This window comes from Caballeronia sp. LZ024, from assembly GCF_031451455.1.
GTDB classification, from domain to species: domain Bacteria; phylum Pseudomonadota; class Gammaproteobacteria; order Burkholderiales; family Burkholderiaceae; genus Caballeronia; species Caballeronia telluris.
Genome location: NZ_JARUXL010000001.1, coordinates 1085073 through 1103761, shown reverse-complemented (window position 1 = coordinate 1103761; position 18689 = coordinate 1085073). Strand labels below are relative to the sequence as shown.

The 18689-nt window shown below is 63.6% G+C and carries 14 protein-coding genes and 1 pseudogene; 6 read left to right on the top strand and 9 right to left on the bottom strand.

The window, feature by feature from the left end; all coding sequences use genetic code 11:
* The first annotated feature begins 38 nt into the window (after positions 1-38).
* Positions 39-2168: a M3 family metallopeptidase gene (locus tag QCE48_RS04940; protein WP_309785821.1), complete on the top strand. Its 2130-nt coding sequence runs from the start codon at positions 39-41 to the stop codon at positions 2166-2168.
* A gap of 352 nt (positions 2169-2520) precedes the next feature.
* On the opposite strand, the gene QCE48_RS04935 is transcribed toward QCE48_RS04940, so the two are convergent.
* On the bottom strand, positions 2521-2904 hold the full coding sequence (locus QCE48_RS04935) for a hypothetical protein (RefSeq protein ID WP_309785822.1): 384 nt from the start codon (positions 2902-2904) through the stop codon (positions 2521-2523).
* 267 nt (positions 2905-3171) lie between these two features.
* A complete protein-coding gene (locus QCE48_RS04930) occupies positions 3172-4446 on the bottom strand; it encodes an amidohydrolase family protein (protein ID WP_309785823.1) in 1275 nt (424 codons plus the stop codon).
* Positions 4447-4577: 131 nt separating this feature from the next.
* On the opposite strand from QCE48_RS04930, the gene xth reads away from it, so the two are divergent.
* Entirely contained in the window at positions 4578-5354 is a 777-nt protein-coding gene (gene xth / locus QCE48_RS04925) for an exodeoxyribonuclease III (RefSeq protein WP_309785824.1), read from the top strand.
* A 24-nt stretch (positions 5355-5378) separates the two neighbouring features.
* On the opposite strand, the gene ntrC is transcribed toward xth, so the two are convergent.
* The 3 genes from ntrC to glnA form a co-directional block, all read right to left on the bottom strand.
* Positions 5379-6887: a nitrogen regulation protein NR(I) gene (gene ntrC / locus QCE48_RS04920; protein ID WP_309785825.1), complete on the bottom strand. Its 1509-nt coding sequence runs from the start codon at positions 6885-6887 to the stop codon at positions 5379-5381.
* A 105-nt stretch (positions 6888-6992) separates the two neighbouring features.
* Positions 6993-8135: a nitrogen regulation protein NR(II) gene (glnL, locus tag QCE48_RS04915; protein ID WP_309785827.1), complete on the bottom strand. Its 1143-nt coding sequence runs from the start codon at positions 8133-8135 to the stop codon at positions 6993-6995.
* A 172-nt stretch (positions 8136-8307) separates the two neighbouring features.
* A complete protein-coding gene (glnA, locus tag QCE48_RS04910) occupies positions 8308-9723 on the bottom strand; it encodes a type I glutamate--ammonia ligase (RefSeq protein WP_309785829.1) in 1416 nt (471 codons plus the stop codon).
* 372 nt (positions 9724-10095) lie between these two features.
* Here glnA and QCE48_RS04905 point away from each other — a divergent pair, with 372 nt between their 5' ends.
* Positions 10096-10560 carry a rhodanese-like domain-containing protein gene (locus tag QCE48_RS04905; RefSeq protein ID WP_309785831.1) on the top strand — a complete coding sequence of 155 codons (465 nt, stop codon included), beginning with the start codon at positions 10096-10098 and terminating at the stop codon, positions 10558-10560.
* Between the two features lie 32 nt (positions 10561-10592).
* Here QCE48_RS04905 and QCE48_RS04900 read toward each other — a convergent pair whose 3' ends face one another.
* The 4 genes from QCE48_RS04900 to QCE48_RS04885 all read right to left on the bottom strand — a co-directional run bounded on the left by QCE48_RS04900 (position 10593) and on the right by QCE48_RS04885 (position 14509).
* Entirely contained in the window at positions 10593-11399 is an 807-nt protein-coding gene (locus tag QCE48_RS04900) for a molybdopterin-binding protein (protein ID WP_309785833.1), read from the bottom strand.
* Between the two features lie 9 nt (positions 11400-11408).
* Positions 11409-12236 carry an EI24 domain-containing protein gene (locus QCE48_RS04895; RefSeq protein ID WP_309794089.1) on the bottom strand — a complete coding sequence of 276 codons (828 nt, stop codon included), beginning with the start codon at positions 12234-12236 and terminating at the stop codon, positions 11409-11411.
* A gap of 178 nt (positions 12237-12414) precedes the next feature.
* Complete coding sequence (locus QCE48_RS04890; protein WP_309785835.1) at positions 12415-13440, bottom strand: sterol desaturase family protein; 1026 nt, start codon at positions 13438-13440, stop codon at positions 12415-12417.
* Between the two features lie 55 nt (positions 13441-13495).
* Positions 13496-14509, bottom strand: a complete 1014-nt coding sequence (locus QCE48_RS04885; RefSeq protein WP_309785836.1) for a beta-propeller fold lactonase family protein — start codon at positions 14507-14509, stop codon at positions 13496-13498.
* Positions 14510-15043: 534 nt separating this feature from the next.
* Here QCE48_RS04885 and QCE48_RS31820 point away from each other — a divergent pair.
* The 3 genes and pseudogenes from QCE48_RS31820 to QCE48_RS04870 form a co-directional block, all read left to right on the top strand.
* Positions 15044-16036: pseudogene (locus tag QCE48_RS31820) on the top strand (ESPR-type extended signal peptide-containing protein); the annotation flags it as partial.
* Positions 16037-16051: 15 nt separating this feature from the next.
* Positions 16052-18001 (top strand): YadA-like family protein, encoded by a 1950-nt coding sequence (locus QCE48_RS04875; RefSeq protein WP_309788262.1) that lies wholly within the window; start codon positions 16052-16054, stop codon positions 17999-18001.
* A gap of 102 nt (positions 18002-18103) precedes the next feature.
* Complete coding sequence (locus QCE48_RS04870; protein ID WP_309785837.1) at positions 18104-18670, top strand: outer membrane protein assembly factor BamE; 567 nt, start codon at positions 18104-18106, stop codon at positions 18668-18670.
* Positions 18671-18689: the final 19 nt, after the last annotated feature.

The following is an 18689-nucleotide window of genomic DNA, read 5'->3' as shown; positions in this document are numbered from 1 at the left end:
GCCTCGCGGCCCGCCCCTTACACGAGACCGGGAGAGCCATGAGCGACACCACGTCAGACACGTCAGCAAGCCAAAACCCGCTGCTCGATTTCTCCGACTTGCCGCGTTTCGGCGAGATCAAACCCGAACACGTGACGCCCGCGCTCGACGAACTGCTCGCCGCGGCGAAAGCGGCCGTCGAGCACGCGAGCGCGCCCGATACGCCCGCCACCTGGAAAGACATCGTCCAGTCGGTCGAATCGGCCTCCGAGCGGCTATCGCGCGCGTGGAGCGTCGCGGGGCACCTGAACGCCGTCGCCGATACGCCCGAGCTGCGCGCCGTCTACGGCGAAAACCTGCCGCGCGTGACCGAATTCTGGGCAAGCGTCGGCCAGAATCTCGCGCTCTACGAAAAATACAAGGCGATCGCAGCCGGCGACGAGTTCGCCACGCTGTCGCCGGAACGCAGGAAGATCCTCGAAAACTCGCTGCGCGACTTCCGTCTCTCCGGCGCCGAACTGGCCGAGGACCGCAAGCCGCGCTTCGCGCAGTTGCAGGAAGAACAGGCGGCGCTGTCGAAGGCCTTCTCGGACCACGTCCTCGATGCGACCAACGCGTTCGCCCATTTCGTCACGAACGAGCGCGAACTCGCGGGACTGCCCGAAGACGTGATCCAGGCGGCGCGCGAAGCCGCGCAGAAGGACGGCAAGGACGGCTGGAAGTTCACGCTGCACTTCCCGTCGTATTTCCCGGTGATGCAATACGCCGAACACCGTCCGCTGCGCGAGGCAATGTATCGCGCCTACGTGACGCGCGCGTCCGAGCTCGGCCCGATGTACGGCGACGGCAAGCCCGAATGGGACAACACCGCGAATGTCGCCGCGAACCTGAAGCTGCGCGCCGAAGAAGCGCATACGCTCGGCTATCAGAACTTCGCGGAAGTATCGCTTGCGCCGAAGATGGCCGAGTCGCCCGCGCAAGTGATGGCGTTCCTGGAAGACCTCGCGAAGCGCGCCCGCCCGCACGCCGAAAACGACTGGATGGAACTGCGCGCGTTCGCCGCGACCGAACTCGGCATGCCCGAACTGCTGCCGTGGGACGCGACCTTCGCTGCCGAACGCCTGCGTCAGCAGCGCTATTCGTTCTCGGAAAACGAGGTGAAGCAGTATTTCCCGCAGGAAGCGGTGCTCAAGGGCCTGTTCAAAGTCACCGAGACGCTTTTCGGCGTCTCGATCCGCCGCGACGAAGCGGCCGTCTGGCATCCGGACGTGCGTTTTTTCCGCGTCGAGAATCGGGACGGCTCGATGGTCGCGCAGTTCTATCTCGACCTGTACGCGCGCGAAGGCAAGCGCGGCGGCGCCTGGATGGACGATGCGCGCTCGCGTCACAAGCTCGCGGGCGGCGACGTGCAGACGCCCGTCGCATACCTGACGTGCAATTTCTCGGCGCCCGTCGGCGGGAAGCCGGCGTGCTTCACGCACGACGAAGTCATCACGCTCTTTCACGAGTTCGGTCACGGGCTGCATCACATGCTGACGCGCGTCGATGAAATGGGCGTCTCGGGCATCAACGGCGTGGAGTGGGATGCGGTCGAACTGCCGTCGCAGTTCATGGAGAACTTCTGCTGGGAGTGGGACGTGCTCACCGACATGTCCGCGCACGTCGATACTGGCGCGCCGCTGCCGCGCGAACTCTTCGACAAGATGCTCGCCGCGAAGAATTTCCAGAGCGGCCTCGGGACGCTGCGGCAGATCGTGTTCTCGATGTTCGACATGGTGCTGCACACGTCCTACGACCCGTCGCGTGACGAAGGCAAGAGCGTGACCGACGTCGCCCGCGAGATCAACGAGAAGTTTCATGTGGTGCCGCAGGCGCCGTTCTCGCGCTGGCCGAACACGTTCACTCATATTTTTTCGGGCGGGTATTCGGCGGGGTACTACAGCTACAAGTGGGCCGAGGTGCTGTCGGCGGATGCGTATGCGGCGTTCGAGGAAGCGGCGAAGTTGGCGAACCGGTCGGTGCTGGATGCTCAGACGGGTATTCGCTATCGACGCGAGATTCTGGAAGTGGGCGGCAGCCGGCCCGCGATGGAATCGTTCAAGGCGTTCCGCGGACGGGAGCCGAATATCGATGCGCTGCTGCGGCATAACGGGATGACGGCGGATGCGGTGCATTTGCGGGTGGATTGATTTTCCCGCTGTGGAGATGTTGTGATGACAAAGGCCCTTTCGAGGGCCTTTGGTTTTGCGGGTATCGATATTTGATGGTTGGTTGCGGTGTTATCTGTTGCGGGACTAACGTTGCGGCACGACAAGCTCGCGTTGCTCAGCGGCGGATTTCGATCCAAAACCGTTTGAGGAAATCTGGGAAGCGAATCGGCGGCGAGGAGCTTACGGCGCCGATAAAGTCGCGAAGCCACACGTAGGGCTCGACGCTGTTAAGTAAAGGATTTGTTACGCACTCGGAGCGTGTCTTCTCGGTCCATGCCACCAAAATGACGACAAGACTGCTTCCAGAGTTTCCCTTAACCGCAGCATTGACTCAGGTGATACATCGATCTCCCCATAATGGCCGTCTGACATTGTAGATCCATCGTGGCACAACGCCGGCTGCCCACCTTTCTCGCTTGAAGCGGACTTCGGTTTCAAAGTGAATTTCGTCAAAATTATCCCAAGGCTGGATGCCATCATGCATTTTCTCAACGGCATGCCGGATCTCAGACCGGCGCTGCAAATCGCGCTCCCAGTTCTCACGATCTGCAACCGAGCGGCCAATCGACTGCGCGCCAATAAACAAATTTAATGCCGCATTGGCTTCAAAAAATTGCGATTCAAGAGATCGAAGCTGCCCCTCAATCCGCCACGTCCATTCCCTGTCTTCGTAGTCGAGCCATGTACCTGCGGTAACTATTTCGAACACAATCATGGTCGTCCTTTAACGCTAAAATTCTGTTTAGTTTACCTAACAATGTAATTAGTATGCCAGACGACATTGACCATGCCTGCGACCGGACGCCACAGGAATATCTCTTGCACACAACACACGCGGCTTGCTGGGGAATCTGGTCGTCTAGTGGGGGTGTTCTGAAGTGAGCGCAACCGGTCGTTCCGCGACACCTCATTAGCACTTGCGTCCCTCTGCTCACACTGCGCCCATGAAGACGAAGGGATCGTTGATACGGTTACCCGCTTTTCACCGCTCAAGCCTAAAACTCACCTCCCCCGGCCTGCCCTTCAACGCCAAACTCGCCCGCATCGCCGGCGACCGGCTCACCACCTTCCCCCGCCGAACCACCACCGTCCGCGCCGCCCGCAGCCGTATCGCCTCCACCGGATCGCGCGCATCCACCACCACGCAATCCGCGTTGCATCCCACCTCGATCCCGTACCCCTCAATCCCGAGAATGCGCGCGGGCGTCGTCGTCACCGCGTCGAAGGCAGCGCGCATGCCGTCGATGCCCGTCATCTGCGCGACGTGCAGGCCCATGTGCGCGACTTCGAGCATGTCGCCCGAGCCGAGGCTGTACCAAGGGTCCATCACGCAGTCATGGCCGAACGCGACATCGATGCCCGCCGCCAGCAGCTCCGGCACGCGCGTCATGCCGCGCCGCTTCGGATACGTATCGGAGCGCCCCTGCAGCGTGATGTTGATGAGCGGATTCGCAATCGCCGCGACGCCCGCTTCGCGCATCAGCGGAATCAGCTTGCTGACGTAGTAGTTGTCCATCGAATGCATCGACGTGAGATGCGAGCCGGTCACGCGTCCGTGCAAGCCGAGCCGGTGCGTTTCGGCGGCGAGCGTTTCGATGTGGCGCGACATCGGGTCGTCGCTTTCGTCGCAGTGCATGTCGACGCGCAGGCCCTTTTCCGCCGCGAATTCGCACAGCAGTTTCACCGACGCGGCGCCGTCCGCCATCGTCCGCTCGAAATGCGGAATGCCGCCGACGACGTCGACACCCAGCGCGATCGCGCGCTTCAGGTTCTCGAACGCGCCCGCGCAGCGCAATACGCCGTCCTGCGGAAACGCGACGAGTTGCAGGTCGAGATAAGGCTTCACGCGGCGCTTCACTTCGATGAGCGCCTCGACGGCCAAGAGACGCGGATCGCATACGTCGACGTGCGAGCGGATCGCGAGCAGACCGCGCGCGACGGCCCAGTCGCAATACTGCATCGCGCGCTCGACGAGCGCTTCCTGCGTCAGTTCCGGCTTCAGTTCGCCCCAGAGCGCGATGCCTTCGAGCAGCGTCCCCGATGCATTCACGCGCGGCAGGCCGTAGGAAAGCGTCGCGTCCATGTGAAAGTGCGCGTCGACGAAAGGCGCGGTCACGAGCGAACCGTCCGCGTCGATCTCCTCGCGCGCGGCGGCCGGCAGACGCGGCTCGATCGCGACGATGCGGCCGGCTTCCATCCCGATGTCGACCGTATCGCGGGAACGGGCGAGCGCGGCGCGGCGGATGATGAGGTCCATGGGCGACTCCTTGAGCGTGCAGTTTTGTCGATGCGATCGATTGTAGCGGGACAGAAAACGCGCGTTTGGGCGGAGAAGCCGTCCCAAGCGATAATCGAGGTCCATCGCCCATTCGACCCAATACGAGAACCGTGAAAATCGCCACCTGGAACGTCAATTCCCTCAAAGTCCGCCAGCAGCATGTGATCGACTGGCTCGAACTGAGCCGCGTCGACGTGCTGTGCCTGCAGGAACTGAAGCTCCCCGACGAGAAATTCCCGCGCGCCGACTTCGAAGCCGCAGGCTTCAAAAGCTGGTTCGCGGGACAGAAGACGTATAACGGCGTCGGCATTCTGGTGCGCGACGGCGTCGACGTCGACGAAGCGAGCATCGTGCGCAACATCCCGGGCTTCGACGATCCGCAGCAACGGGTGATCGCCGCGACCGTCGAGGGCGTGCGCATCGTGTCGGCGTATTTTCCGAACGGACAGGCCGTCGGCAGCGAGAAGTTCGCCTACAAGATGCGCTGGCTGGACGCGCTCGCCGACTGGATCGGCGCCGAAATGAAGCTGCATCCGAAGCTCGCGCTGGCGGGCGACTACAACATCGCGCCCGAAGATCGCGACGTGCACGATCCGAAAGCCTGGGAAGGTCAGAACCTGGTGTCGCCGGAGGAACGCGCGCACTTCGTGCGGCTCATGGAACTCGGCCTGACCGACGCGTTTCGCAAGTTCGAGCAGCCCGAGAAGCTCTTCACGTGGTGGGATTACCGCATGCTCGCGTTTCGCCGCAATGCGGGTCTGCGCATCGACCACATCCTGCTGTCGGCGGAACTGGCGGCGCACTGCGCGGCCTGCGAAGTCGACAAGGTGCCGCGCAAGTGGGACCAGCCGTCGGACCACGCGCCCGTGATCGCGACGATCGGCTGATCGTGGGTGAAGACGCCGTGACGATCAGGCGTCGAGATGCAGTTCCTGGATCTTGCGCGTGATCGTATTGCGTCCGATGCCGAGGCGCTCCGCCGCTTCGACCTTGCGCCCGCGCGTGAAATCGAGCGCTTCGCGAATCACGGCCGCCTCGAAGCGGCGCGCGAGTTCGTCCATCACATCGGCGGTGTTCTCGCGCAAGAGCCGCGCGACTTCCGTACGCAAGCCGTTCTCCCACACGCTGACCGGCACGCCCGCAGGCGCCGCGCCAGCCAGCGTCGCCGGCATCCCCGACGCGCCGTTGCTACCCATCGCCGGCTGCGTCATGCCTCCCGAATCCGCGTTTGCCGCGAGCGCGGTGCTTTCGCCGGCGTATTCCTGCGTCGGCGTGAGATCGGGCGGCAGGTCCTTCTGCTCGATCGTCTGCGCGGGCGCCATCACCGTGAGCCAGTTGCAGAGGTTTTCGAGCTGCCGCACGTTACCGGGAAACGGCAGCGACGCGAGATAGGCGAGCGCCTCTTCCGACACGCGCTTCGGCTCGACGCCGAGATCGCGCGCGCTCTTTTGCAGGAAGTGGCGCGTAAGGAGCGGTATGTCCTCGCTGCGCTCGCGCAACGCGGGCAGCCGCAGGCGGATCACGTTCAGCCGGTGATACAAGTCCTCGCGAAACAATCCCTGACGCACGCGCGATTCGAGATTCTGGTGCGTCGCCGCGATCACGCGCACGTTCGCCTTCAGCGGATTGTGACCGCCGACGCGATAAAACTGTCCGTCCGACAGCACGCGCAACAGGCGCGTTTGCAGGTCGAACGGCATATCGCCGATTTCGTCGAGGAAGAGCGTGCCGTTCTCGGCCTGCTCGAAGCGGCCCTGCCGCATCGCCTGCGCGCCGGTGAACGCGCCGCGCTCGTGGCCGAAGAGTTCGGACTCCAGCAGATCCTTCGGAATCGCCGCCGTGTTGAGCGCGATGAACGGCCCGTTCGCGCGCGGGCTATGTCGGTGCAACGCGCGCGCGACAAGCTCCTTTCCGGTGCCTGATTCGCCCGTGATGAGCACGGTCGCCGCCGAATGCGACAGCCGGCCGATCGCGCGGAACATGTCCTGCATCGCGGGCGCCTGGCCGAGCATCTCCGGCGTCTCGGTCACGCGATCGTCATAGGCCGCTTCGCCGCGCATGCTTTCGTCGACGGCGCGGCGGATCAGTTCGACCGCCTTGTCGACGTCGAACGGTTTCGCGAGATACTCGAACGCCCCGCCCTGGAACGCGGCGACGGCGCTGTCGAGATCGGAGAACGCGGTCATGATGATGACCGGCAGCCCCGGCAGCCGGTCGCGCACGGTCTGCAGGAGTTCGAGGCCCGAGCCGCCCGGCATGCGGATGTCGGACACGAGCACCTGTGGACTTTCCTGCTCGAGCGCGGCGAGCGCATCGCGCACGCCGGAGAAACTGCGCGTCGCGAAGTTCTCGCGCGCCAGGGCTTTTTCGAGCACCCAGCGGATGGATTGGTCGTCGTCTACTATCCAGATCGGCTTCATATCGTTCGGCGAGAAGTCTTCGTGTGGTTCGGTGTGAGCCCGTCGAAACGGTCAGGCGTCAAATGATGGTCTGGATGATCAAACTAATTGGTCAGCACCGCGACCTCAGCTTCCAAACGGAAGCACGATCGCGAATTCGGTGCAGCCCGGCCGGCTCTCCACTTCGATCAGTCCGTCGTGCTGCTGCACGAACGATTGCGCGAGCGTGAGGCCGAGACCGCTGCCGTCGTCGCGGCCCGACACGAGCGGATAAAAGATGCGGTCGCGGATATCGCCGGGGATGCCAGGGCCGTTGTCAGTGATATGCAAGTCCAATGCCAGCTTATGCAGACGCTTGCCGATCGTGACCTTGCGCGCGATCCGCGTGCGCAGCTCGATCTTCGCGTCGCCCTGCGAAATGCGCTCGCGCAACGCTTCGGCTGCGTTGCGCACGATGTTCAGGAGCGCCTGGATCAGTTGCTCCTTGTCGCCGCGCAGGTCGGGCACGCTTACGTCGTAATCGCGTTCGATCGTGAGGCCGCGCGGGAATTCCGCGAGGATCACCTGCCGCACGCGCTCGCAGACTTCGTGGATGTTCACATCGCCGACGATATGCGGATGACGATGCGGCTCCAGCAAGCGGTCGACGAGCGTTTGCAGCCGGTCGGACTCCTTGATGATCACCTGCGTGTATTCGCGCAGCTCGTCGCGTTCGCGCGCGCCGAGTTCGAACTCCAGCAACTGCGCGGCGCCGCGAATGCCGCCGAGCGGATTCTTGATCTCGTGCGCGAGGTTGCGGATCAACTGCTTGTTGACCGCGGTCAGATCGTGGATGCGTTCTTCGCGATCGCTTCGCAGATGCCGCTCGTTCTCGAACAGTTCGAGCAGCACGTAGTCGGCCGCCACTTCGAGGTAGGCGACGACCGCATGCACGTGCAGCGGCTCGCGCCCCGGGCGTTCGAGCACGGCGTCGAGGTGCGTCGCGTTGAAACGGTTTTCTGCAATCTTCGCGATCGTGCTGACCAGTTCTTCCGCGTTCGCGAAAAGCTCGGGCCAGTGCGTCTGCGTCAACTGCTTTCTCGACATCTCCAGCATCGACTCCGCCGACGGATTCGCATACGCGATCTTCAGGCTGCGCTTATCCAGCACGAGCACGACGGTCGGCAGCGCTTCCAAACCCGGCAAGAGACCCGTGTGCACGAGCTGCGAATCGTCCGACAGCGCATCGGACTGCGTCTTTCTCGACTTGATCAGATTCTTGAGAACCATCTTGCGATGCGGCCTTGGTCGTGGACCTGTCTTGAAATTCAGGCGCGGCGGCGATTAAAAAAGGGACGGCGCGCCGTCCCTTTTCTGTCGTTCACCGCATTGCTCGCAACGAGGCGCGCGCTGCATCGGCCCGTACATCGCACAGGCGATCAACCCGCGCCATCGAGCGCGCTTACAGCGAGTAGTACATTTCGAACTCGATCGGATGCACCGACTGACGGAAGCGTTGCAGCTCGCCCGTCTTCAGTTCGATGTACGCGTCGAGCATCGAATCCGTGAACACGCCGCCGCGCGTCAGGAACTCGCGGTCTGCGTCGAGCGCGTCGAGCGCCTCGTCGAGGCCGGCACACACGGTCGGGATCTTTGCATCCTCTTCCGGCGGCAGGTCATACAGGTTCTTGTCGGCGGCTTCGCCCGGGTGGATCTTGTTCTGCACGCCGTCGAGACCCGCCATCATCAGCGCCGAGAAGCACAGGTACGGGTTCGCGAGCGGATCCGGGAAGCGCGTTTCGATACGACGGCCCTTCGGGTTCGACACGTGCGGAATGCGGATCGATGCCGAACGGTTACGCGCCGAGTAGGCGAGCTTCACCGGTGCTTCGAAGTGCGGCACGAGACGCTTGTACGAGTTCGTCCCCGGGTTCGTGATGGCGTTGAGCGCGCGAGCGTGCTTGATGATGCCGCCGATGTAGAACAGCGCGAATTCCGACAGGCCCGCGTAGCCGTTGCCCGCGAACAGGTTCTGACCGTCCTTCCAGATCGATTGGTGAACGTGCATGCCCGAACCGTTGTCGCCGACGATCGGCTTCGGCATGAACGTCGCCGTCTTGCCATACGTGTGCGCCACGTTGTGGATGATGTACTTCATCTGCTGCAGCCAGTCGGCGCGCTGAACCAGCGTCGAGAACTTCGTGCCGATTTCGTTCTGGCCCTGGCCCGCCACTTCGTGGTGGTGCACTTCGACCGGAATGCCGATCTGTTCGAGCAACAGACACATTTCCGAGCGGATGTCCTGGAACGTGTCGACCGGTGCGACCGGGAAGTAGCCGCCCTTCGTGCCCGGACGGTGGCCGGTATTGCCGCCTTCGAAGTCCATCGACGACGACCACGGCGCTTCTTCCGAGCCGATCTTGACGAACGTGCCCGACTGGTCCGTGTTCCACTTGACCGAGTCGAAAATGAAGAATTCCGGTTCCGGACCGAAGTAGGCCGTGTCGCCGAGGCCCGAGCTCTTCAGGTACGCTTCGGCGCGTTTCGCGAGCGAACGCGGGTCGCGTTCATAGCCCTTGCCATCCGACGGCTCGACGACATCGCACGACAGCACGAGCGTCGATTCTTCGTAGAACGGGTCGATGAAGGCGGTGTCGGCGTCCGGCACGAGCAGCATGTCCGACGCTTCGATGCCCTTCCAGCCGGCGATGGACGAACCGTCGAAAGCGTGGCCGCTTTCAAATTTGTCTTCGTCGAATGCCGAAACCGGCACCGAAACGTGTTGTTCTTTGCCGCGCGTGTCGGTGAAACGGAAATCGACAAACTTGACGTCCTCGTCCTTGACGAGTTGCATGACGTCGGCCACGGATTTACTCATTACCTATCTCCTGATTAACAAAAGTCGGCGAACGACCTCGCCGCCCTGTACCGATCCGAAAACTATCGGCGTCTAAAAAGCAGCTTCCATGCCAAGGCGCACCATCGTTGCGCCAAGCAATTGAAGCAGCGCGCATTTTCGGTGAAGGCTCCCTTTTCGCCGCCCGGTCCGTTCGATGACCGACGCGCGGTCGCGCACGAAAATGGTGCTCCATTCAGCTACTCGTCTAACGTTAGCACCGAAACGATGCATCCGACGTTTCGCGCACCAACTTAATGCACCGCGTAGACCGTGGCGTCTCTCGGCGCAGGATCACAGGCTGCGGCGCCATCACGCTAGAATGATCTTTTAAGCTCTCCGGAGACTTGCGTCATGAGCACGCTTGAGCAGTTATACGGTCAGGCCACGGCTCGCGCCGCCGAGAACCGTCTGCCGTACGCCGGCGCCATTCTGCCCACCGAGGCGTTCGAATTGCTGCAACTCGATCCGCGCGTGCGCCTCGTCGACGTTCGTACTCGCGCGGAACTCGACTGGGTCGGCCGCCCGGCGATCGACGGCGCGCAGTACGCCCACATCGAATGGATCCGCTACCCGGGCTCGGTGCCGAATGCCGAGTTTATCGAACAACTACGGCAGGTCGCCACCCCGGATACCCCCGTTTTGTTCCTCTGCCGCAGCGCGGCGCGCTCCAAGCTCGCCGCGGTGGCCGCGCAGAAAGAAGGCTTCACGCAGTCGTTCGACTTGCTGGAAGGCTTCGAAGGCGACAAGGACTCGCAGGGCCATCGCAAGACCGTGTCGGGCTGGTGCTTCCGCAAACTGCCGTGGATCGGCGCGTAAAAGGCGCTCGGAGCCGTTGAAACCGCCAGCCGTCACCCATCCGGCTGCGCCTCCACCATTTCCCCGCCGAGGGCGTGCACGCCCTCGCGCAGCGCTTCGAAAGCCGCGCCCGCGGTCTCCGGATCGCCCTTCACACCGAGATCGATATGAGCGCGCGCGTAGATCGCGCCGCGCGACACATCGCCGACGCTCGGCAGGCTGAACACGCGCACGCCCGGAAAGTCCTGCTCGATCGCGACCATCAGCGGCGTGATGCGCGACTCGGGCAGCCCGAACACCAGCACGGACCGCTCGACATAAGCCTTCGCGTGATGCAGATGCGCGTACTTCGTGTCGAGCACCCACTCGATCATCGGCCATGCCATCACCGGAAAGCCCGGTACGAAATGATGATCGGCGACAGAAAACCCGGGAATCCGGTTGTAGCTGTTCGGAATGATCGAGGCGCCCTCCGGGAAAGTTCCCATATTGAGCCGATGCAGATTCTCGGGCGACTGCAGATCGACCGGCTTGCCCGCCGCCATGTCGATCACGCGCGCCCGGATCAGTTCCGCGGCTTCCGGGTGCAGCGCGAGCGGCACGTCGAGGGCGCGCGCGGCGCATTGCCGCGTGTGATCGTCGGGCGTCGCGCCGATGCCGCCGGTCGAGAACACCACGTCGCTTGACGCGAACGTGCGCGCGAGCGTCGCCGTGATGCGCCCGGGGTCGTCGCCGACGTGTTCGGCCCAGTCGAGCGCGAGACCGCGCGCCGCCAGCAATTCGATGATTTTCGGCAGATGCTTGTCCGAGCGCCGGCCGGACAGGATTTCATCGCCGATGATGATGACGCCAAAGCCCATGAAAGCCTCTCAGGATTGAGCCGGCAACGCCGGCACGCCCGCCGTTCCGGCACGCAGGCGTTCGAGCGCATGCAGGCAGTAATGCGCGAACCAGAGCGCCGAAAAGACGAGGATGAACGCATAGATCCAGATCGTGACTGCGGCGACGACCGGAAAGAGCGGCAGCAGCCATACCGACCAGGCCCAGCGCATCGTCGGCAGCGAGCCGAACAGGCCGCTCACAATGCCGATTGCGAAGAGCGGCCAGCGCGCCGTCCGCACGATCTGGCGGCGCTCGTCGGCGCTTGCATGCAGGGCCAGCGCGTCGTAAGTCATCACGCGATAGGTCAGCCAGCCCCACAGCAGCGGGGGAATCAGCGCGAAAAACGGCGGGATCAGCCACAGCGGCAACGTCACCACGAGCAGCACCAGACAGACGACCGTCGTCACCACCGAATGGCCGAGACTCCCGTACCACGAGCCGCCGCGTCGCGCTTCGAGCGTCGCGTACTGCCGCCGCGTGAGCAGCTTGACGACGGCGGGCATCGACATCGTCGCGATCAGCAGCAGAACGGTCACGACGATCAACGGAATCGCCATCACGACGACAAGAAACGGCGCAATGACCGAATGCAGCGACGAGAAGCCGACGGAATCGAAGAGACGGTACATCGAGGACGTGAACGCCCAGCCGTCGAGCCAGCCGGTCGCCGCGCCCGTCAGCGTCTGCCAGAAGAACCACAGGACGACACCCCACCCCGCCGTCGCGACGGCGAACGGCATGAAGGTGAGCCAGAGCATCCTCGGGTGAAACGCGTTCGCGAGCGCGCGCACGAACGAACGCAGCAAGTCATTCATGCGTGATTTGCCTGAAAGGAAACAACTGCCGTGCATGGGGCCGGAGCCAAACGCTGGTTCTGGCCGACAAAGAAGACAGGATAAACCAGGGAAGGCCGGCCGCGCAGTTAGCCGATTGGCCGACCGCTGGCCGTTGATAGAACAAAAGTGCGTGCCGCCGAAGACGGCGCGCAGGCCGTCAGACCGGCGCGGCGTCGGTATCAGAATTGCGGCGGCCGCCGTTTCGCCACGCGGCCAAGCGCGCGCCGATGCGTCTGAACGCGAGCCAATGCTGCTCGATGAATCCGTCGCCGTAATTCACCGCGCGCGCGCCAGGCACGGCGATCTGGTCGCGGATGCCGGTCGGTTCGACTTCCCGGTTCCACGACACGCTTCGGAACAGCATGTCCCACCACGGGAACAGCACGCCGAAATTGCAGCCGTACTTGGTGCCTTCGTGACCGAAGCCGATGGCGTGGTGCCGCCGATGGAATGCCGGGCCGACCAGCAGCCGTTCGCCGAGCCAGCCGTAATGCAGGCGAATGTTCGCGTGCTGGACGCTTTGCATCAGGTTCGTGATCGCGACCAGCACGACGAATTGCGCCGGCTCCACGCCGATGACGAGCGCGATGGCCGCGAAAAAACTCGCCTGGAGGATGTCGTCCAGCAGGTGGTTGCGATCATCCGACCAGAGCGACATCTTCTGCTGGCTGTGGTGCACCGCGTGCAGTTCCCACCAGATGCCGAAGCGGTGCTCCAGACGGTGATACCAATAGCCAGCGAAATCGAGCAAGACCAGATAGATCGCGAACGCGACGAGCGGCTGGGTCGTCACGCCGGGCCAGAGATTGTCGATTTCGAGATTCGGCACGTTATGCAAACGCAGCCAGCTTTGCAGCGAATCGAAGAGCGGCTGGAACGTGAAGAAGAAAAACAGGTTCAGGATGCCCAGTTTCACGAGCCACGTGTACAACACGTCGACCCGCACGCCCTTGCGGTTTTCCCACTTTTCGGCCGGCCGCAGCGCCTCCAGCGGCCGGAGGATCGCGTACATCGCGATCACTTCCAGCACGCCGACGATCACCCAGTAGAGCGCGTCGTAGGTATCTTCGTCGTAGTCCATCAGGCCGACCTTGAACAGGAACGGCTGAACGACGTCGACGTACAGAAGGGTCTGAAGCGCCGAAACGAAACTATCGAGAGACGAAAGGATGGAATGAAACATGGTGCTCCGTCAGATGCAGCGGCCGATCTGCATCAATGGTAGTACACACTCGCCTTCAGGCGCCGTTCGCCGCCGTCGCCGGCGCGCGATTGTAGAAATAAATCCCGTGCGGCGAGCGGCCCACGGCGATCGTCTGAATCAGCTTGCGATTCGTCAGGTCGATGATGCCGATGTGCTTCGCGAAACGGAACGTTACCCACAGATAGCGTTTGTCAGCGGAAAGTTCCATGTCGTCGGGGCCGGGCATGAGACCGGTGATGTCGCCGACGTTCGTGAGCGTGTCCTCGTCGATGATGCTGATCGTGCTCGCCACCCGGTTCGACACCGCGACGTGCTTGCCGTCCGCGAGCGAGCGGAAGTTGTGCGCGCCGTTGCCGGTCTTGATCGTCTTCACGACTTTCTGGTTGCGCCAGTCGACCACGGCGACGTAATCGGCGCCCGTCATGCCGACGAGCAGAAACTTGTCGCCCGGCGTGAGCCAGACGCCCGCCGGCACCTTGCCGACCTTCATTTTCCACTTGACCGTCTGCGTCGCGAGATCGATCGCCGCGATTTCCCCGGACACCTGCAGCGAAATGAACGCCGTCTGGCTGTCGTTCGTGAACGCGATGTGGCTCGGCATGGTGGCGAGCGGCAGGCGCTTCGCGATCGAAATGTCCTTGCCGTCGTAGTGGTAAATGTCCAGGCGATCCAAGCGCAGACCGGTCGTCACGAGCCACTTGCGATCCGGCGAGAAGCCGATCTGGTAAGGATCTTCGATGTTTTCGAGCCAGCGCTGGGTCTTGCCCGTCTTCGGGTCGACGAACATCAGGTTGTTGGACACCGAATTTGCGACGATCAGCGACGACCCGTCGGGCGTCGGCATCAGGTGATGCGGTTCCTTGCCGGTCGGAACCGTTCCGACGACCTGACGGCTGCCTTCGTCGATCAGGCTGAGCGTGGCCTCGCCGGAATTCAGCACGATCACGTTGTTGGCGCTTGCTGCGGTGGCGAGTAAGGCGGCGCCGGCGGCGAGCGCCGCACGGACGACGGTCGCGCGAACGCGGCCGGAGAGGAAGAGATTGCGCATGAAAGGTCGAGTCGAGAGACAGCCGACATTGTAGAACGTTTGCCTGTCCGAGAGCGTTGACCCGGGCGCGGCATTTTGGCGGGCTATTGGCCGCTTTTGCCGGGCAACACGGCGGATCGAAGGGCGGCCCACCGCCGAAACGAGGAATTCAAGGCGAGATCGCGATCGGAGACATCTGAGATCTGCCCGTGGTTTTTTCAGGAATGCATCGAGACATATCTGCATCTTTCTCCAAACAATAGAATAAAAAGCATACCAACTGGTAGTTCAGCGAGTATTTTTCAAAAGTTAGTTTCAGTTCAGAATTAATCATCAATTCGGAATATTCGTGTATTTCGTGCGCCGCTTCGCGCCGATCATGTCGCGGTTCCGGATGGCGACTTCGGGCGCGTATCGCCCAGACTCGCCGGAAAGCACGAGAACGACGCGTGCGCCCTCAAAGAATCGACATTTCGTAGAGCGCTCAAAAAGCTCGGACGACGACGTTTTCTTCGAAACTCACAATAATTCCTTGTTTTGTTAGGCATCCTCATCATGAACAGAATCTTCAAGGCAGTCTGGAACGAATCGAGCGGGACGTGGGTTGCCGCGTCAGAAACGACGCGGTCGAGAAGCAAGAAGGCAAGCTCGCGCGCGGCACTTGTAATCGCGTGCGCGGCGGCGGTGGGCGGCGCGCTGACGGGGCAGGCGCGAGCCGACGACTGGACGGATGACCCCGGCGTCGGTGCCCTTCATGCCGGCGCCAATTCGCTATCGATGAACCGCGGCATTGCCATCGGCGCCAATACGCAGGCCATAGGCGCCAGCAGCACGGTCGCAATTGGAGAAAGCGCCACTGCATCGCAAGACAGTTCGATCGCAATCGGCAACAAGTCGCAGTCGCAAGGTGACAAGAGCGTCGCAGCGGGCGCGGGCTCAACGGCAGCGGCTGACGGCGCAGTCGCGGTAGGCGGGAATGCCCAGGCGACCGGCACCAACGCCGTCGCTACAGGCATGAATGCAACGGCCGCCACCGGTGGCGTCGCAACCGGCGCAGATTCGAGCGCCAGCACAGAAGCAGTCGCGGTCGGCCACCGTGCGACTGCCACGGACAGCGGCGCGGTTGCGGTCGGTTCTTCAGCGCGTGCTTCTGGCAGCGGCTCTGCCGCCCTCGGCACGAATGCGAACGCAACGGGGGTCGCAAGCGTTGCCGCTGGCGCCAATGCCAGCGCGACCTCCAACTCCGCGGTGGCAGTGGGAAACACCGCGGTCGCCAGCGGTGTGCAGTCCGTCGCCGTAGGTTCGCAGGCGACGGCGGCCGGGTCCACGGCCGTCGCAATAGGAAATGCAGCGAATGCGTCCAGCACGTTCGGGGGCATCGCCGTTGGCGGGGCGAGCGTGGTTACTGGCGTCAGTGGCATCGCGCTCGGCGCTAGCGCGACGTCGAACGGCCGTTCATCAGTCGCGATCGGGGAAAGCAGCGTCGCGGGCACGAACGGAGACGCTACCAGCATATACACGGTGGCGATTGGCGCGAACAGCACCGCTACGGGCGCCAATTCCGTGGCGATCGGCCAACGCGCGCAGTCGACGCTGCCCAACAGCGTCGCGCTCGGCGCGGGCTCCGTCACGACGGTTGGCGCCCGCAGTTCCTACACCGGCTATAGCCTCAGCGGCACGCAAGCATCGATCGGCGAGGTCAACGTCGGCAACCGCACGATCAGCGGTGTCGCAGCCGGTCTGAACGACGACGAAGCCGTCAACGTCGCGCAGCTCAAGGGAGTGGACCAGGGCACGGTCAAGTACGACGTCAACAACGGCGTCGTCGACCCGACCAGCGTTACCCTCAACCCGGGAAGCGGCCCCGCCACCATCCACAATGTTGCGGCGGGCACCGCCGGCACGGATGCGGTCAACGTCGACCAGATGAACCAGGCCGTCGCCAACGCGGAGAGTCCGTTCTTCAAGGCCGATGGCGATCGCGCAACCGAAGGCGCACAAGCCACGGGCACCCATTCGGTCGCCTCGGGCGCAAACGCGTCGGCCGCGGGTGACGATGCTTCGGCATATGGCGCAAATTCGGTCGCGTCCGCGCAGAACGCGACCGCGGTCGGCAACAATGCCGCGGCAACCGGCGAGGAAAGTTTCGCCGCGGGTGCCAACGCTCAAGCGACGGGCAACGGGGCCATCGCTGTCGGTAATCTGTCGAAAGCCACTAACGACAGCGCCGTCGCGATCGGCGAGAGTGCCAGCGCATCGGGCGACAGTTCCGTCGCGTTCGGCATGGGCTCACAGGCAACAGGTGACCAAAGCGTCGCCGCGGGCGCCCTCGCGAAGGCAGGCGGATTCGGCTCTGTCGCAGTCGGCACCGGCGCGCAGACGAGCGTTGATAACGCCGTCGCCATCGGTCAGGGCGCGACTGCCATGCACGCCAACAGCGTCGCCCTCGGCGCGGGTTCGGCAACGAAGACCGGTGCGCAGTCCAACTACGCAGCCTACGGCCTTTCCGCTCCGCAAACCTCCTCGGGCGAAGTGAACGTCGGCAACCGCACGATTAGCGGCGTCGCAGCCGGTTCCGCAGACGACGAAGCCGTCAACGTCGCGCAGTTGAAAGGCGTGAGCGCGCAGGTCGACACGGTTACGCAAGCCGTCGACGGCGCGGTCAAGTACGACCGCAATCCGGATGGTACGGTCAACAAGACCAGCGTCACCCTCGAAGGCGATGGCGGCACCGCACTCCACAACGTCGCGGCCGGCACCGCCGCCACCGACGCGGTCAACGTCGGCCAGTTGAACGACGCCCTCGGCCAGGTCAACAACGCCGTCGTCAACGCCGCCAATCCGTTCGTGAGCGCGGAAGGCGACCGCGACACGGAAGGCGCCTCGTCAACCGGCGCGCATTCGGTGGCAGCGGGTGCGAGCGCATCGGCATCGGGCACGGGCGCGGCCGCGTTCGGCGCAGGCGCCACGGCCTCCGGCACCGCCGCGCTCGCCGCCGGCCAGAACGCATCGGCTTCGGGCAACGGCGCCACGGCGCTCGGCAGCGGCGCGAAAGCCACCGCCGACAACGCCGTCGCGCTCGGCCAGAACTCGGTCGCGGACCGCACGAACACGGTGTCCGTCGGCGCCGCCGGCCTGGAACGCCAGGTCGTCAACGTCGCGCCGGGCACGCAGGGCACCGACGCCGTCAACCTCAACCAGTTGCAGCAAAGCTCGTCGAACGCAGTGAACCAGGCTAACGCCTACACCAACCAGAAGTTCGACGACGCCCGTCGCGACGCCTACGGCGGCACCGCAGCGGCGATCGCCATCGCAAGCCTGCCGCAAGCGGTGTTGCCGGGCCACGGCATGGTAGCGGTCGGTGCGGGCACATATGGCGGCCAGAGCGCGCTCGCCATCGGCGTGTCGCAACTGTCCGACAACGGCGTCTGGGCGTACAAGTTCACCGGCACCACGAGCACCCGCGGCCAGTTCGGCGTCGGCGTCGGCGCCGGCGCCGGCATGCACTGGTAAGCGGACGGCCTGATCGGCGCAAGCACGCTCGGGCCGGGTTTCGGCGGCATCCGCTGAAAGCCGGCCCGCCACGACAAAAAGATCGAACAAGGTGACTCAAGCATGACGAAAGAAACAGTTAGCACTCTCTCCCGCCGCGCGCCCGTGTGGGTGATGCTCGCCGCAGCGCTGTCAGCCGCCGCGCTGATGCAGGGCTGCGCGACCCGCAGCCATCTCTCCGACGACGGCATGAACGACAAGCTCGTCTTCCCTGCCGCGGACTCGTCGACGTGGACGCGCAACGGCACGTTCCCGCTCGTCGAGGCGCTGCGCAAGCTGCGGCCCGGCATGACGAAGGACCAGGTCGCCGGCCTGCTGGGGCGGCCGCACTATTCGGAAGGTTTTTTCCTCGTGCGCGAATGGGACTACCGCCTGAACGTGACGAACGAAGCTGGCGCGCCGCAGTTCGTCTGCCAGTTGAAGGTGCTCTTCAATTCGCATAACGAGGCGCGCAATTACTATCGGAAGTGCGGCGATAACGTCGAGACGCTTCTCGACGGCAAATGGCGCAAGTACGAACCGCCGGTCGAAATTCATTCGCATGGTGACGACGTAGAACCCGTCGCTACGATGGCAGCGGCCATCCCCGCCGTTTCGAGCGAACCGGTGAAGACGGCACAGATCGACTGACGCTGTATTGACCGATGAA

Coding starts and splice junctions, on each gene's coding strand:
- QCE48_RS04930 (WP_309785823.1), bottom strand. CDS start 4,446: ATGGACCTCATCATCCGCCGCGCCGCGCTCGCCCGTTCCCGCGATACG.
- QCE48_RS04870 (WP_309785837.1), top strand. CDS start 18,104: ATGACGAAAGAAACAGTTAGCACTCTCTCCCGCCGCGCGCCCGTGTGG.
- QCE48_RS04900 (WP_309785833.1), bottom strand. CDS start 11,399: ATGGGCTTTGGCGTCATCATCATCGGCGATGAAATCCTGTCCGGCCGG.
- QCE48_RS04940 (WP_309785821.1), top strand. CDS start 39: ATGAGCGACACCACGTCAGACACGTCAGCAAGCCAAAACCCGCTGCTC.
- QCE48_RS04935 (WP_309785822.1), bottom strand. CDS start 2,904: ATGATTGTGTTCGAAATAGTTACCGCAGGTACATGGCTCGACTACGAA.
- QCE48_RS04885 (WP_309785836.1), bottom strand. CDS start 14,509: ATGCGCAATCTCTTCCTCTCCGGCCGCGTTCGCGCGACCGTCGTCCGT.
- QCE48_RS04905 (WP_309785831.1), top strand. CDS start 10,096: ATGAGCACGCTTGAGCAGTTATACGGTCAGGCCACGGCTCGCGCCGCC.
- QCE48_RS04895 (WP_309794089.1), bottom strand. CDS start 12,236: ATGAATGACTTGCTGCGTTCGTTCGTGCGCGCGCTCGCGAACGCGTTT.
- ntrC (WP_309785825.1), bottom strand. CDS start 6,887: ATGAAGCCGATCTGGATAGTAGACGACGACCAATCCATCCGCTGGGTG.
- glnL (WP_309785827.1), bottom strand. CDS start 8,135: ATGGTTCTCAAGAATCTGATCAAGTCGAGAAAGACGCAGTCCGATGCG.
- QCE48_RS04890 (WP_309785835.1), bottom strand. CDS start 13,440: ATGTTTCATTCCATCCTTTCGTCTCTCGATAGTTTCGTTTCGGCGCTT.
- glnA (WP_309785829.1), bottom strand. CDS start 9,723: ATGAGTAAATCCGTGGCCGACGTCATGCAACTCGTCAAGGACGAGGAC.